This window comes from Sulfuriferula nivalis, from assembly GCF_009937995.1.
Classification (GTDB): Bacteria; Pseudomonadota; Gammaproteobacteria; order Burkholderiales; family Sulfuriferulaceae; genus Sulfuriferula; species Sulfuriferula nivalis.
In genome coordinates this window covers 3,171,838-3,187,587 of record NZ_AP021881.1, presented here as the reverse complement: position 1 = coordinate 3,187,587, position 15,750 = coordinate 3,171,838, and the positions used below count along the sequence as shown (strand labels likewise).

General features: G+C 50.9%; 11 protein-coding genes. All 11 read right to left on the bottom strand.

The features are described from left to right. Positions 1–67: 67 nt before the first annotated feature. The 11 genes from zwf to glgP all read right to left on the bottom strand — a co-directional run bounded on the left by zwf (position 68) and on the right by glgP (position 15,558). The gene (gene zwf, locus SFSGTM_RS15705) at positions 68–1,480 is read right to left on the bottom strand and encodes a glucose-6-phosphate dehydrogenase (RefSeq protein WP_162085978.1); all 1,413 of its coding nucleotides are present in this window, start codon (positions 1,478–1,480) and stop codon (positions 68–70) included. Between the two features lie 33 nt (positions 1,481–1,513). After that, positions 1,514–2,029, bottom strand: a complete 516-nt coding sequence (locus SFSGTM_RS15700) for a zinc ribbon-containing protein (RefSeq protein WP_162085977.1) — start codon at positions 2,027–2,029, stop codon at positions 1,514–1,516. Between the two features lie 27 nt (positions 2,030–2,056). Then, positions 2,057–2,947 carry an ADP-polyphosphate phosphotransferase gene (locus tag SFSGTM_RS15695; RefSeq protein WP_162085976.1) on the bottom strand — a complete coding sequence of 297 codons (891 nt, stop codon included), beginning with the start codon at positions 2,945–2,947 and terminating at the stop codon, positions 2,057–2,059. Between the two features lie 90 nt (positions 2,948–3,037). Continuing rightward, the gene (locus SFSGTM_RS15690; RefSeq protein ID WP_162085975.1) at positions 3,038–5,164 is read right to left on the bottom strand and encodes a copper-translocating P-type ATPase; all 2,127 of its coding nucleotides are present in this window, start codon (positions 5,162–5,164) and stop codon (positions 3,038–3,040) included. A gap of 350 nt (positions 5,165–5,514) precedes the next feature. Continuing rightward, a complete protein-coding gene (locus SFSGTM_RS15685; RefSeq protein WP_162085974.1) occupies positions 5,515–6,003 on the bottom strand; it encodes a YHS domain-containing protein in 489 nt (162 codons plus the stop codon). Positions 6,004–6,076: 73 nt separating this feature from the next. Continuing rightward, positions 6,077–8,677, bottom strand: a complete 2,601-nt coding sequence (locus SFSGTM_RS15680; RefSeq protein WP_162085973.1) for a plasma-membrane proton-efflux P-type ATPase — start codon at positions 8,675–8,677, stop codon at positions 6,077–6,079. 60 nt (positions 8,678–8,737) lie between these two features. Next, on the bottom strand, positions 8,738–9,100 hold the full coding sequence (locus tag SFSGTM_RS15675; protein ID WP_162085972.1) for a SpoIIAA family protein: 363 nt from the start codon (positions 9,098–9,100) through the stop codon (positions 8,738–8,740). Between the two features lie 140 nt (positions 9,101–9,240). After that, positions 9,241–11,406 carry a glycogen debranching protein GlgX gene (gene glgX / locus SFSGTM_RS15670; protein ID WP_162085971.1) on the bottom strand — a complete coding sequence of 722 codons (2,166 nt, stop codon included), beginning with the start codon at positions 11,404–11,406 and terminating at the stop codon, positions 9,241–9,243. 54 nt (positions 11,407–11,460) lie between these two features. Then, positions 11,461–12,000 (bottom strand): HdeD family acid-resistance protein, encoded by a 540-nt coding sequence (locus SFSGTM_RS15665; protein ID WP_162085970.1) that lies wholly within the window; start codon positions 11,998–12,000, stop codon positions 11,461–11,463. 16 nt (positions 12,001–12,016) lie between these two features. Further along, positions 12,017–12,901, bottom strand: coding sequence for a slipin family protein (locus SFSGTM_RS15660; protein WP_162085969.1), 885 nt, complete (start codon positions 12,899–12,901; stop codon positions 12,017–12,019). A 110-nt stretch (positions 12,902–13,011) separates the two neighbouring features. Beyond that, positions 13,012–15,558, bottom strand: coding sequence for an alpha-glucan family phosphorylase (glgP, locus tag SFSGTM_RS15655; RefSeq protein ID WP_162085968.1), 2,547 nt, complete (start codon positions 15,556–15,558; stop codon positions 13,012–13,014). Between the last annotated feature and the right edge of the window lie 192 nt (positions 15,559–15,750).

The window sequence follows — 15,750 nt, the reverse complement described above, 5'->3', positions numbered from 1 at the left end:
GGCCTGAGCGATCTTAACGATTTACTCGCTGAGGATAATTCAACAGCGTATTAATACAGTGCGGACATCATTTTCTACCCTTTTCTGGCATCGGGTTATGCCAGATACTGTCTGCGGCAATCAATGTATCAGCCTGCTGCGGACCCCAGCTACCGGGCTGGTAGGGGTATGCCGGCTGGTGCGCGTCGAGTACCAGGTCGACCACTGCCCAGGCAGCTTCGACTGCATCTTCACGAGTGAAAAGCGCGCCATCGCCGGCCATGGCATCCTCAAGTAAGCGTTCGTAGGGTGTTTCTTCCCCAAGTTGCTCATCCAGCAGATAAAGTTCACGCTGGTCACCGGTGAATTCCTTGCCTGCCCGTTTGACGCGCGCGGCGAGCGCGACCGCTGAATTGGGGGAAATCCGGAAACGAAAATAATTGGCGCGCCCAGTTACAGCCGCAGCGTCATCAAACAATTTTTGTGGTGGTGGTTTCAGCTCGACCAGCACCTCGGCAGCCGTCTCCGCCAGACATTTACCAGAACGCAAATACCACGGTACCCCTTGCCAGCGCCACGAATCGATAAATAGCCGCAGCGCGCAGTAGGTCTCGACATCCGAATCTGGCGCAACACCCGCTTCCTGACGATAACCGCTGTACTGGCCACGCACCACGTCATCCGGCTGCAAAGGACGCATGGCCTGAAATACCTTGGCCTTCTCGCTATGTACGGCACCGAAGCCCTGATAGGCTGGCGGCTCCATAGCCAGCAATGCGACAATCTGAAATAAATGGTTCTGGATAACATCGCGCAGGCAACCTGCACTTTCGTAAAACGCACCGCGCTCCTTGATGCCGAAATTTTCAGACAGCGTAATCTGTACGCTGGATACGTAATTACGATTCCAGATTGGCTCGAGGAAAGAATTGGCGAAGCGGAAATAGAGGATATTCATAATAGCCTCTTTCCCGAGATAGTGATCGATGCGGAAAATGGCATCTTCCGCGAACACCGACAGCGCGATGCGGTTCAGCGCCTGTGCAGAAGCGAGATCGCGCCCGAACGGTTTCTCAACGATGACGCGCGCCTGATCGGCAAGTCCGGCAGCACCCAGCCCCCTGATCACAATAGCGAACAGTGCAGGTGGAATAGCCAGATAATGCGCTGGGCGACGGGCAGCACCCAATGCCTGTTTAAGCGCAATGAACGTGTCCGGATCGTTGTAATCACCGCCCACATAACAGAGCAATGACAGCAGGTGATCGAATGCAGCACGATCATCGATCTTGCCGGCTTCAGCAACACTATCCTCCACCCGTTGACGCAATTGCGCAAGACTCAACTGTGACCCGGCAACGCCTACCACGGGCACGTTAAGCACACCACGCTTGGCCATTGCGTACAGCGCAGGGAAAATCATCTTGTGGGCAAGGTCGCCGGTCACACCAAAAATCACCAGTGCATCTGCAGGTGCCATACGACTATGGCTAGTGTCCATCTCTGCGCCCCTTTCAGTGCCTCAATTATGCATTCATAATTCTATCTTCTGCCGGTGAAAATGCGTGCTATTACACTTGGGACAAGGGGGGATGTGCCCCGGTTTATGAAAGTGCAATTTTTCACCACATTGATCACAGACCAGTGTGCCCAACCCAGTCAGCTCACCGGTTTTATAACCTGCTATTTCCGCTTTGAGTTTCAGCCGAGCTAACGCTACAGTAGTTTGATCTGCTGCATTGGTAAATCGTTCCAGAAAATCACGCTTGATCAATGCTATGTCAAACCCTATCCATGCTGTCAAATCTTTACCATTCTCATCGAGATATTGCGCGGCATCGATCAGGTCGCGTTTTATATAGACTTCCAGCTTGTCAACTTCATCATCGCTAAACTTGTCCAAGGCTATGATCTCGTTGCGAATCTCATCATATACTTCACGAGCAACGATACCACTTTGCCGCGTTTTCTTTAACACATTTTCCAGCAGCAATTCATAAGCTTCACCCATACCGTCTATAGGATCGCGTGGTGGCAGTAAATCTTTCATTTTAATTCTCCTTCTAACTGTTAGTGTTTAAGGTTTAGGACATGGCGCTTCCAACATCAGTTGCTGGCGTATTGACGCCAATTCCTGCAGCCGTGCAGCGTCTACTTCCGGATAACTCATGTTGAGTGACTTGAATGTATCCAGAATAATTTCGGAAATAATTAGTCGCGCATTTTTCTTATCATCGGCAGGAACCACATACCAGGGTGCGTGCTCGGTACTGGTTGCACTCAGGCATGATTCATAGGCCTGCATATACTGCTCCCAATATCCCCGTTCGACCATATCGTTGAGGCTGAATTTCCAGTTCTTTTCAGGCTCGTCGATGCGATCCAGAAAGCGTTTGCGCTGCTCTTCCTTGGAAAGATGCAAGAAAAACTTAATGATCCGTGTCCCGTTTCGATAAAGATGGTTCTCCATATCGACGATGGAGCGATATCGCTCACGCCAGACGGTTTTCTCATTGAGCACCCCATCAGGCAAGCCTTCACCTTGCAGTATCTCCGGATGCACACGAACGATCAGGACTTCCTCATAGTAGGATCGGTTGAAAATACCGATACGTCCTCGTTCCGGTAAATCACGCGTACTACGCCACAGGAAATCGTGTTCCAGTTCCTCGGGGGTCGGATGTTTGAAGCTGAATACCTGACAACCTTGCGGATTGACGCCGGACATAACGTGCCGAATGGCGCCATCCTTACCAGCCGCATCCATGGCCTGAAAAATAAGCAATACAGAATAGTGATTGGATGCGTAGTGTATGCGTTGCAGCTCGCTTAACTCCTCCACCTGTGCTTTGAGGTATTTCTTGTATTTTGACTTCGACTTATAGACCGTTTTGATCTGCGTCGGCCACTTCGCAAGATCAAGCTTTTTACCTTCTTGCACCTGGAAATCCTTAGGTTTAATTTTCATCTTTATCTTTTCCTTTCAGTAATTTGGATTGCATAAATTACTTTTTTCGCTTATGAGTAGCAAAGCATCTGTGCAAATATTCCATCTTGCCTATTCTTTCCGAATCTCATGTTCGGCCTGATTCCAGTCCTGAACATCATGTCCATTCTGACGACCTTCCTGCTCATACAATTCATAGGCACGTTTGGTGATTTGTTGTTTGGTTTTAATACCTTGTTTATCTTGCGGTATTACCGACTTGGTATCAGAACCCCGAGGTATGGTGAGTAAACGTGCGTTAATCGCGACTATCACCGTGCTCGCGGCCATCAGCGCCGCGCCCAATGCTGGAGATAGAATCACTCCCCAGCTGTAAAGGGCACCGGCTGCCAGCGGGATAGCGAACGCGTTATAGCCGGTCGCCCAGATGAGGTTCTGAATCATCTTGCTATAGGTAGCCTTGGAAAGCTTGAGGAGCGCCACAACATCCATCGGATTACTGCGCACCAGAATAATGTCTGCCGTTTCGACTGCAACATCGGAACCCGCCCCAATAGCGATACCCAAATTCGCCTGCGCCAACGCGGGAGCGTCGTTCACGCCATCACCGGTCATAGCCACCAATATGCCACGGGACTGCACTTCTTTAACTTTGGCCGCTTTATCCTGAGGCAGGACTTCGGCGAAATACTCATCCAGCCCGACCTGATCCGACACCCATTGGGCGACCTGTTTGTTGTCCCCAGTGAGCATCATGCACTTGATACCCATCGCCCTGAGTGCAGCGATAGCCTGTTTAGATTCGGGCCGGATGATATCAGCCAGTGCAATTGCGCCTTTCAGCTGACCATCAATCAGCACAAATACCACCGTTTTGCCTTGCGCTTTGAGTTCGTCCACGCGTTTGTCATCCATAGCGATGTTCTGTTCGCGCAGGAAGCCCGGGCTCACCACTTTGACCTCCTTGCCATCAACTCTGGCTTCGGCACCTTTGCCAGCTATGCCTTTAAAGTTTTCTATGGGCAATTTATCTTCGTAAGAAGCAATAGCCTTGGCAATGGGGTGCTCGGAATTGGCTTCCACCGAGGCCGCATATTTAATCAGTGTATCTTTGTCGATATCCTGCGCTAACAGCAGGGTATCCGTCACGCCAAAACGGCCTTCGGTAAGCGTGCCGGTTTTGTCGAAAATAATCGCCTGTACTTTTCTGGCCTGTTCAAAAGCGGAACGATTACGAATCAATAATCCATTGCTCGCGGCCAACGCCGTGGAAACAGCAACTACCAGCGGCACTGCCAAACCAAGCGCATGCGGGCAAGTGATGACCATGACAGTTACGGCACGTTCAATAGCAAAAGAGAGATCTTTGCCCATGACGCCCAACCAGATAAAGAAGGTAATTGCACCACCACTCAACGCGATAATGGTGAGCCACATTGCTGCGGTGTTGGCCAGATCCTGAGTCTTGGATTTGCTTTCCTGAGCCTGTTTAACCAGATCGATGACCTGCGACAAAAATGAATCCTTGCCGGTACCTTTAACTGCGATGGTGAGTGAACCTTCGCCATTGATGGCACCGCCGATAACCTTGTCGTTGGTTTTTTTGGTGACTGGCATTGATTCCCCGGTGAGCATGGCTTCATTCACCGCACTTTCACCATCCACGATAATACCGTCAGCGGGAATCTTTTCACCCGGTTTGATCAGCACCTGATCGTCCACCGCCAGCTCGCTTAACGGCACATCCTTCACACTGCCGTCAGGCATGAGTTTGTGGGCGTCGGAAGGCATCAATTTCGCCAATTCCTCCAGCGCTTTGGATGCACCCATCACTGACTTCATTTCTATCCAGTGCCCGAGCAACATCACATCGACCAGCGTAGCCAGCTCCCAAAAGAACACCTTGCCGGGCAAGCCAAAAACCACGGCACTGCTATATGCATATGCCGTAGTGATGGCAACTGCGACCAGCGTCATCATCCCCGGTCGGGCGGATTTGAGTTCTGTGTATAGACCCTTCAGAAATGGCCAGCCACCATAAAAGAATACTGCGGTAGACAGGCCAAACAAGACATATAAATCGCCAGAAAAACTGATGGTTTTACGTAAACCCACCAGCTCCTGAAGCAACGGCGAGAGGGCCAGTATCGGCACGGTCAGTACCAATGCGATCCAGAAACGCTGCCGGAAATCCTCAGCCATATGCGCGTGGTGACTCTGATGATTATGTGCTTGCATGTTTATGTACCGTTTTTTTGGAATTTAAGTAGCTGAGTCATGGCATCCTGACCCGCTTTCTTACATGACTTTTCTTCCTGTCATTATCTTTACGCGTGATCACTATCCCAACAACAATCAAAATCACGACCAATATTATCCAAGGCCAACCCCAGCCAGCCATCCAGTTGCCTTGTATCATCGTTATTACCTCTAATTTTTTCGGTTGTTGAAGAAATCACAGTAAATATTATTTATTACTGCCAATAAATTCTCAGTGCGCCAACGTACACAATACTGCTGACTGACTAAGAAAATGATGCAATCACGATCACTTATGTATGCAACCCTGGCAAAAAGCTAACCTATGTTTAAGGTTTGATTGGTACTGGCCGAGGTCTGACTTCCAGACTGTCAATTTCAATTTCTTCAAAATCATGGATAAAGCCTCGTTGTAGACGCTCGCCCCATCCTGTACCAAGGTGCATACCCGCCTGCTCTACACATGCTTCAATTTGTTCGGCAGTTACCAACAACAAGTCATAGGTGATATTGATGGTGTCACCAGCAACCACGATTTGCCTGATACCCATCATCACACTCAACTCTTCCTCGAGCAGCAACGCCTCTGCACCGGTCAACTCCCGATCCAAGCGGAAACGTCGCTGTTTAATAACTTCCATACCCTTCTGCTTGGGCGCTTCTTCACCCGGCACTCCGACATAAAGACGAGGATTCGCGCAGAACCGATCCCTGCATTGCTGAGAACAAAAAGCGTAATGTATGTCGAGATACTCCATTGCAAATGAGTCTGGCTTGACTAGCATTCCGCATACAGGATCATTTGTATCGTCATTCATTATCAATTTCCTTCAAAGAACAAAACCATAAACGCCAGCACGACAAAAACATCGGCGTACTGTCTCGTCTTACCTAATGTTTCCGTATCTCACGCTCGGCCTGATTCCAGTCCTGAACATCATGTCCATCCTGACGACCTTCCTGCTCATACAGCTCATAAGCCCGTGTAGCAATCTGTGGCGTTACATCAACTGCTGGCTTAATTGACGTAGGTTCTACTACTGGGTCAAATATCCGATATGCCAGCAGTTTTATGCGATCGTTGACCAGGAACCACAGCAGCGCATAACCCCATACAAATGCCGCCCAGCCCCAGCCCAACGGTGTCATGAACAGCCCATAAACCGCTATCAGCGTCGCTACAATTTGCGTACCGAGTACGGCCACCCATAAGATTCGGGCAGGACGTATGGACCAGAATGGGCCACGTGTACGTGTCAGGAAAATCGTCAGATGACCCGCCACTGACAGTTTCAGATACATCAGCGTCTGGATATGTGCACGATCGAGATGAAATACGCGCTCACCCAGATAAAACAGACCAAAAGCGGCGACAACACCGATAATACCCAGTACCGTGGATATCCCCAGTACCATACGCATGTTCCAGGCCTCGGGCTGCTTCTTGTAATGCACGTTGTCGTAAGCAATAGACAGGATGGCACCGTCGTTAAGCAGCGCCAGCATCACGATCATGACGGCTGTTAATGGATAAAAATTGAACACCACAATCGCCAGCGTCATGAAGAACAGCACGCGCAGCGTCTCAGCTATGCGGTAAATCGCATAGCTGTTCATGCGCTGGAAAATGCGTCGACTTTCCTTGATTGCATCGATGATTACCGACAGGCCAGGCGTCATCAGTACGATATCCGCCGCCGCGCGTGCAGCATCAGTCGCATCAGATACGGCGATGCCGCAGTCAGCCTTCTTCAGCGCCGGGGCATCGTTTACCCCATCGCCAGTCATACCTACTATATGCCCTTGTTTTTGCAGTACATCGACAATATGAAATTTGTGTTCTGGAAACACCTGTGCAAAACCATCAGCCTGCTCAATAGATGCGGCCGTCTGCGCGTTCTCATTTTGTTTTACATCGCCCAAACCACTGGCATCAAGGATGTTGGCGCCCATGTTCAGTTTTTTGGCAGTTTCCTTGGCGATGGCGAGCGCATCGCCCGTCACCATCTTGACCTTGACACCCATTGCCAGCGCAGCCGCGATGGTGGCTTTGGCATCCTCACGCGGAGGATCGAACATAGGCAACACGCCAACAAAATGCCATTGCCCATCGCCATCAGCTCGCGCTACACCCAGCGAACGGAATCCGCGTGCCGCAAACTCGTTGACTGCCTTGTCGACGGCATCTTTCACCTGCGCAGCATTAGCTGATAATTCTAAAATTACCTGCGGTGCACCCTTGCTCACCTTGAACTGAGTTCCATCCGCATTCTTGATTGTGGCCTCAGTGCGCTTGTGTACCGGGTCGAATGGCTGAAAATGAACTACCTGATAAGCTTGTAACGACGCTTTATCCTTCAGGCCACCTATCACTGCTAAATCGATGGTGTCGTTATTGTCCGCATTCGACGCCAGTGCGGCATTCAGGATGACTTGATCGGCAGAATAGTCGTTCACGCTGAATGGATCACCCAGCGTCAGTTTGTTCTGAGTCAGCGTGCCCGTCTTGTCCGCGCATAGCACGTCGACACCAGCCAGCTCTTCAATCGCCACCAACCGGCTCACTATCGCCTGTTTCTTCGCAAGCAGACGCGCACCCACCGCCATCGTCACGGACAATACCGTCGGCATCGCCACAGGAATAGCCGCCACCGTTAACACCAGCGCGAACTGTAAGGTGGTGAGGATAGGGTCGCCACGAAAGAGTGCGACGGCAATAATCACAGCCACCAACACCACAGCAAGTATGATCAGGTAATTGCCGATTTTTAGCACTGCGCGCTGAAAATGGCTGGCTGTCTGCGCCCCCTGCACCAATTGTGCCGTTTTGCCAAAATAAGTATTCTGACCCGTGCCGTACACCAGCGCGTCAATTTCGCCGGTACGAATGATAGAACCCGAGAACACCGCATCACCGGATTTGTGCATGACCGGCAAGGATTCTCCGGTCAGCGCAGACTGATCTACTTCTATTGCGTCACCATCCAGCAAGCGCGCATCTGCCGGTACGATGTTACCAAGACGCAAATGGATGACATCGCCCGGGACTAGTTCACGCGCAGCAGGGTTGACCCACTTGCCATCGCGTTTTACCTGAGCCTTGATCGCCAGCTTGGCCTTCAGCGCGGCAATGGCGTTACCCGCCTGATGCTCTTCCCAGAATCCGACGGCGGCATTAGCCAGTAGCAGCGTGAGAATAATGCCGAAATCCGGCCAATGCTGAGCTACCGCGGAAAGTATCACGGCCGCTTCTATCATCCACGGGATAGGTCCCCAGAAATAGCTGAGGAGCTTTAAAAACAAGTTGGTTTTCTTTTCCTCAATCTCGTTAGGCCCGTATTGAGTCAGCCGTTTCTGCGCTTCGTCCTGACTGAGGCCGTCCTTGGAATATCCCAGTTTTTTTTCCACTTCATCCAGCGGCAAGGACTTCAGATCGTCCTTGGTTGCTATCTTTGCTTTAGTAGGCTTGCTCTGTTCGGTATCAGATTCCATAACATCTACTCTCCTGTTCCTGCCATGTTGCGAATTGCGAGCTGCACATTACTGATGGTGCTACGAAGCATCCAGCCACTTACGCGCCTCGACGGCATCAGCATGATCGAAATATCGAACTGTCGCTTTTGTGAACGGTCTGGCAAATACAACCATACCTTGCTGCCACTGCTTTTCGCCGACCATGGCGATACGCTCAATGTCGGCATAATGCTCAACGCCGAATTTGAAATCCTCCCAGGCTGCACTGATTTCCCAACCATGAAAATCGGTCATATCAAACAGCAAGCGCAACGTGCCATGCTGCTGAACCAGCCGATCGACTTCAGGCACAAATTGGGCGTAATCGGCTTTGACCAGCTTGCCGGTAACGTGGATGACGAGCAATTTGCCGCCGTTTTCTTCATTGAGCTGCATGGGCATTTCGTACTCCTTTAATTATTAAGAATGTGCCGCTTAAAAGTTTCACAAAACATTTGCGGCCTGCTGACACGTAAGTTGATCCCAGCCGTTAGTGTGCACAACACCACCTATATCAAGGAACGGAATTGTTATATTTGGCTTCATATCGCCTCCACTGACATACTCTCCCGAACCAGCAATATGGCACTGGATCGAGGAAGCAAGCAGTAAGTTTGGGTGTTTGGCAGTAGCGGCTCTTCGCCTGCAACATACAAATCTTGAGGTGCTTCATGTGAGGTATCAACGGCCAGATGCCAGCAAGTACCCGTTTTCAGCAGAGGCAAACTGAAATCAACTGCCTCGGTACCGGCATTGAACATCAGCAAAATCGCGCGCTGCGCATCTTCATGGATCAGACAGGCAAACAGTTTTGCTTTTGAATCTGCCCAGTCAGGTAGCCCTCCTTGCGGATCGAACCAATGGACATCAGCGTCCGTGTAGAATTGCTCCTTGCTCAGAATTGAATGGTCGCGACGAAAGGCGATCATGCCCTGGGTGAAACGGAAAATTTCCCGGTGTTGTTCTAAACCACTCCAGTCATGCCAGCTGGTTTCGTTATCCTGACACCATGCGTTGTTATTGCCACCTTGGGTACGGCGCATCTCATCTCCACTGAGCAACATCGGCACCCCGCGCGAGATCATCAGCGTCAGCAGGAAATTCTTGATCTGCGTCTTGCGCACCGCCTCGATTGCCGCATCCGTCGCTACACCTTCTACACCATAGTTATCGCTGTAGTTGGCATCAGTGCCGTCGCGGCTGTTTTCGCCATTTGCGTCATTGTGCTTGTTGCAATAACTCACCAGATCATTCAGCGTAAAACCATCGTGGCAGGTGACAAAATTGATGCTGTTTTTAGGGCCTTTGCCTGAGCCACTATAAATATCAGCACTGCCGCAGATGCGGCTGACAAATAATCCGAGCATGCCATTGTCGCCGCGCCAATAACGCCGTACATCGTCTCGGTAGCGGCCATTCCATTCCGCCCAGCGCTGCTCCGAAAAACTGCCTACCTCATAGGCTCCGGCGGCATCCCACGCTTCAGCAATAATTTTTACATCGCCGAGTATCGGGTCTTCGGCGATGCGCTCCAGTAGCGGAGCATTGGCCAACAACTTGCCGGTTTCATCCCTGCCGAGAACTGACGCCAGATCAAAGCGGAATCCATCGACATGCATCTCCACCACCCAGTAGCGCAAGGCTGTCAGAATATGATCCCGCACCACGAGATGATTGGCGTTGATGGTGTTACCCGTGCCCGTGTAGTCCTGATAATGGCGCTGATCTGCCGCCAACATATAGAAAATCGCGTTATCGATCCCGCGGAAACACAAGGTCGGACCCAGCTCGTTACCCTCAGCCGTGTGATTGAACACCACATCGAGAATCACTTCGATTCCGGCTTGATGGAGCGCCCTGACCATCTCCTTAAATTCCAGTTTCTGCTGTCCCAAGCCGCCTGCACTGCTATAAGTTGCTTTGGGCGCGAAGAAAGTCACTGGATCATAACCCCAGTAGTTTTTAAGTAGCTGACCCGTTTGTGGATGAATTCCTGCTGACTGATACTCGTTGAATTCATGTATGGGCATTAATTCCACTGCGGTCACGCCCAGTTCCTGCAAATAAGGGATTTTTTCGATCAGACCTCGGTAGGTTCCACCATGTGTCACACCAGAATTGCTGTGTATGGTGAAGCCACGAACATGCATTTCATATATCACCGTCTTGGCCCAAAGATGTCTAGGCGGACTATCGTCCTGCCAATGAAAGTGCTCGCTAGTAAATACAGATTTCGGCATGGTTCCGGCATCGTCAATTTCCGAACGCACCTTGTCCTGTTCAGGTGCATCGGGATCGCATCCTCGCGCTGGACCAAAATCCCATTTTTGCAACGCCGAAATTGCCGTTGCGAATGGGTCCAGAAGCAGCTTATGGAAATTGAAACGATGGCCTTCACCGGGTAAATATGGGCCATCCACCCGATAACCATAAAGTTGCCCAGGGCGTATACCGTTAACCCAGATGTGCCAAACATCACCGGTGCGATTGCGATCAGGATCGAAGTCTATCGTCCTGACCGGTGTTGCATCTGCAGACCGTTCAAATAAGTCCAGCCTGATACGGGTGGCATGACGACTAAATAAAGCAAAATTGACACCACCCTCAGACTCGTGTGTTCCTAAGGGCAAGGGAACACCTCTGCGAACATCAGCATGTTCGGAAACACTAGCGATATACTCATCGAGTTGGCGTTCAGGTGTAGTCATGTTCGTATTAAATTACCTCCGCTCATATTTACAAAACGACATGCCGATATAAGCTTATTTCCCCTTACGTAACGCCCAGCCGATGGCAACTAGCGCCCAGCCATCAAACAGCAGGCTGATGCTTACAAATATACCTACCAGCCACATGGAAGTAGCCGGCCAACCTAACAAAAACAGCGCAGCCAACAGCGCCGAGATGACACCATTGAAAGTCATCCAGCCCCAGCCTTTAGCAGGATGGGTAGCCTGTGCATGCGCGAAACTGTGCATCGCATCGAGCAGCAGATATACCGCCAGCAATAGGCCTATGGTGGCTACCCCGGTTACCGGATAGAACAGCATTAAACTGCCGATGACAAACAGCAAAACTGGTTTGATCCAGTCCATGACTATCTTCGAACTATATATATAAGTGTGTACGGCCCATAAACTGGCGCCGACTAGCAATAACCAGCCAACCAGGATAGACGTGCTCAGGGACATCAGCGTCGGCAATAAAATCCCCGTTGCTCCCAGCACGATTAGTAATACCCCGGTCATCAAAGTATATGAACCGAATTTATTGGGGTGTTTATCAATAGGCAAAATGTTCATTATTTCTCTTTCTGATTTAACTAGTAGCGGTAACTTGATGTGGGGTAACTTCTGAATCTGCTATTTCTTTAGTCGCGAGCGAAAGTGCCATACTCGTAACTGAAGGATTGAGGCTGTCGACCATCGCACTTGGAATCAGGATGGTGGCGCCACGTTCCTTGGTGGTCTCGTAAATGATATTCATGGCACGCAGCTGCAATGCCGCGGGATGACCCGCATAAATATTGGCGGCCTCAACGAACTGTCCTGCAATCGCTGCCTCGGCAGAACCGAGTATCACCCGCGCCTGCTTCTCACGTTCAGCCTGGGCTTGCCGTGACATGGCATCCTGCAATGCCACTGGCAATGCGACATCGCGTATCTCCACCGAACCTACGGTTATGCCCCATGGTGCTGTCTTAGCACCGATCTCATTCTTTAGCTGCTGGTCGGCATCTTTACGATCTGACAATAATGCGGCCAACATTGAAGAACCTATCATCTCGCGCAATGAGGTTTGGGCTACCTGATCGATGGCTGCACGATAATCGGTAATAGCCAATGCAGCTTTTTCCGCATCGTGTACATGCCAGAAAATGATTGCATCAACATTGACTGGCACCGTGTCTCTGGTCAGCGCTTGTTCAGCATTAAAACCCGTGGTTTGTATACGCTCATCTATAACCGCAATGACGTTGTCGATGACGGGAATAATGACAAACATGCCAGCACCTTTGACACTTTGCAACTTGCCCATCCTCAGGATGACAAATTTCTGCCATGTGTTAGCCATTTTCAATGACACTGCAACTATCAGCGCGGCGACGAAGAAAACCATTGCCACATAGGGATCCACCCACTTGCCTACGGCAAGACCACAGAAAATAAGCACAAAGACCAGAAAGGATGTGACGGGATTCATGCGTATTACTCCTCAGATAGTAGCACTCAAAATTACACGACCACGCCAGCCAGTTCTGTGCGGTGGCGCACCAACACGCATCGTTAAATGGTGTCGGACATTACATGGCATCATCTCTGCCACAGAATTCGATCGACTTCGAGTGGCACCGCCACACCGACGTGGTACGGTATAAGTCGCGCCGTATAATCTGAAGTTGGTCGAATTGCAGGTACATCGATGCGATAAGTGTAGCCATTTGCAGCGCCCACTAATTGCCGTACCTGCTTCATCTCTATATGTTCTGGGGCTGCGCCATTAACACCATCGGCATAAAGCTCAAGCCTCACTGCGCCTGGGTCCAGCCCATCCAGATAGATCTGAACGTCAAATATATATTGCCCCTCCTCCTTCTGTATTTTTACTTCACCAAAATGAAGACTGTTCCATTGTTGCTCCAGTTCATGCTGCCATTTAATAATATCCACACCCATTGCGCCTTGATTAGCCGCCCTTTCCATATAGGCAGCAGCCGCAGGAAGGTAGTACTGCTCTGTATATTCCTGCACTGAACGATTGGTGGAAAAGCGTGGCGTCAATTGCGCCATGCTTTCGCGCATCCGATTTACCCAGAGAGTAGGTATCCCTTGTTCATCACGTGTATAGAATTCAGGGATTATTTCGTTTTCCAATAAGTCATAGAGCGCTTCAGCTTCGGCAGCGTCGCAGGCTGGATCGTTATCATGCTCCTGACCATCACCTAACGCCCACCCTACGTCTGGCGAGTAGGCTTCTGCCCACCAGCCGTCCAGTTCTGACAGATTGATGCCACCATTAACTAGCACCTTCATGCCACTGGTTCCACATGCTTCCCATGGACGGCGCGGCGTATTGAGCCATACATCTACCCCCTGCACCAAATGCTTAGTCAAATGCATGTCGTAGTCACTGAGAAAGATCACATGGGGGCGCGCTTCTGGTCGGCGGGTGAAATGGATCCATTGCTGGATCAGTGCTTGGCCGTCTAGATCAGCGGGATGGGCTTTGCCGGCGATGATAAGTTGTACCGGGCGTTGCGGATTGGTCAACAGTCGCAGCAAGCGTTCTGGATCGTGAAGCAGCAAGTTCGGTCGCTTATAGGTAGCAAAACGTCGTGCAAATCCCAGTGTCAGGGTATTACAGTCAAACAGATGCTTCGCCGCGCCCACTGCCTCGGGCGACGAACCTGACGTAGCCAGTTGCAGTGCCAACCGTTCGCGAGCGTATTCGACCAGAGATTCACTTGCAGCGGTGCGGAATTCCCAGAGCCTTGCATCAGCGACACCGCGCATCTGCTGTTCAAGGGTATCGGTTCCGTTCAGCCAGCGATCCTTGCCACAGGCCTCGGTCCAAAGATCATCGGCCGCTGCTGAATCCCAGGTCGGCATATGCACACCGTTGGTTACGTGACTGACGGGCACGTCATCCACTGGCCAGTTTGGAAAAAGCGGCTCAAACAAGTGCCGGCTCACCCTGCCATGCAAACTGCTTACACCATTCACCGCCCCGCAACCACGTATTGCCAGATAAGCCATGTTAAAGGGTTCTGTCGCATCATCTGGGTTCTGACGACCCAGAGCCAGCAAATCGTGGCAGGGAATTCCGAGCTTCTGCTCGGCGTATCCACCGAGGTACTGCTCGATAAGGGCAGGCGTAAAACGATCAAAGCCGGCGGCCACTGCTGTATGCGTGGTGAAGAGATTCCCCGCTCGAGTGACGGCCAGCGCAACCTCAAATGACTGCCCGCTGGTGTGCATGAAGCTGCGGGCGCGCTCCAGTACAGCAAATGCCGCGTGGCCTTCATTCAAGTGGCAGACTTCCGGTTTGATGCCCAGCGCTTCAAGCAGCCGCCAGCCACCTATCCCGAGCAGCATTTCCTGTTTGAGCCGCAACTCAGGGTTACCGCCATACAGTTCGCTGGTAATACCTCGGTGCGCGGGATAATTTGCTGCATCATTGCTATCCAACAGATACAGCTTCACCCGACCTACCTGAACCTGCCAGGCGCGCAGCCAGACTGAGTAACCGGGCAAGGCGATCTCCAGCCGCAACCATTCCCCATTCGGCTTGCGCAACGGTGTAATGGGTAACTGCCCTGGATCGTTGTACGGGTATAGCGCTTGCTGCGCGCCATCTTTATCGATCACCTGGCGAAAATAGCCTTGCTGATAGAGCAACCCTATAGCTGTGACCGGTACGCCCAAATCACTGGCGGCTTTGAGTTGATCGCCAGCCACATTACCCAGCCCACCAGAATAAATGGGCAAAGCCTCACTCAGCATGTATTCCATACTGAAGTACGCGACACAACCTAGCTGCACTTGCGGATGAGCTTGCTGAAACCAGGCGGGGGCATCGGCAGCATCCCGTCTGGCTTGCACCAACCCGTCAATATTATTGCGAAAAGTAGCATCGGCTAACAGCCCCTGAAGTTTTTCTCGCGACACAGTCTGCAATACTACCCAAGGGTTCTGGGTCAGCTCCCAGAGCTCGGGATCCAGCTGCCGCCAAATCTGGTCAGTGGCATGATTCCATGATGAACGCATATCCAGAGCGAGTTCAGCTAAAGCATCGAACCCATCTACGTCGGTTGGTAAGAGTAATTCTTTCGGGTGACCGATATGGACTTGCTCATTCATTGGCTGTCCTTCAAATTTGTTCTGGATACGAACACCAGCGCCTGTTTAGTTGTGGGCAATTGAGCGCTGTCGATAATCTGATTTTATTCAGGGATAAGAGAAACCCAGATAAAAACACTCCACAGGGTGTTTGCATAAGATTTACGCTTACTGGTTGTTCGCTGTTTTTTGAAGTAAAGCGGTAGGACTACG

Bases quoted from the DNA above. Each gene is read 5' to 3' on its own strand.
- zwf (WP_162085978.1), bottom strand. From the start codon at position 1,480: ATGGACACTAGCCATAGTCGTATGGCACCTGCAGATGCACTGGTGATT.
- SFSGTM_RS15700 (WP_162085977.1), bottom strand. From the start codon at position 2,029: ATGAAAGATTTACTGCCACCACGCGATCCTATAGACGGTATGGGTGAA.
- SFSGTM_RS15695 (WP_162085976.1), bottom strand. From the start codon at position 2,947: ATGAAAATTAAACCTAAGGATTTCCAGGTGCAAGAAGGTAAAAAGCTT.
- SFSGTM_RS15690 (WP_162085975.1), bottom strand. From the start codon at position 5,164: ATGCAAGCACATAATCATCAGAGTCACCACGCGCATATGGCTGAGGAT.
- SFSGTM_RS15685 (WP_162085974.1), bottom strand. From the start codon at position 6,003: ATGAATGACGATACAAATGATCCTGTATGCGGAATGCTAGTCAAGCCA.
- SFSGTM_RS15680 (WP_162085973.1), bottom strand. From the start codon at position 8,677: ATGGAATCTGATACCGAACAGAGCAAGCCTACTAAAGCAAAGATAGCA.
- SFSGTM_RS15675 (WP_162085972.1), bottom strand. From the start codon at position 9,100: ATGCCCATGCAGCTCAATGAAGAAAACGGCGGCAAATTGCTCGTCATC.
- glgX (WP_162085971.1), bottom strand. From the start codon at position 11,406: ATGACTACACCTGAACGCCAACTCGATGAGTATATCGCTAGTGTTTCC.
- SFSGTM_RS15665 (WP_162085970.1), bottom strand. From the start codon at position 12,000: ATGAACATTTTGCCTATTGATAAACACCCCAATAAATTCGGTTCATAT.
- SFSGTM_RS15660 (WP_162085969.1), bottom strand. From the start codon at position 12,901: ATGAATCCCGTCACATCCTTTCTGGTCTTTGTGCTTATTTTCTGTGGT.
- glgP (WP_162085968.1), bottom strand. From the start codon at position 15,558: ATGAATGAGCAAGTCCATATCGGTCACCCGAAAGAATTACTCTTACCA.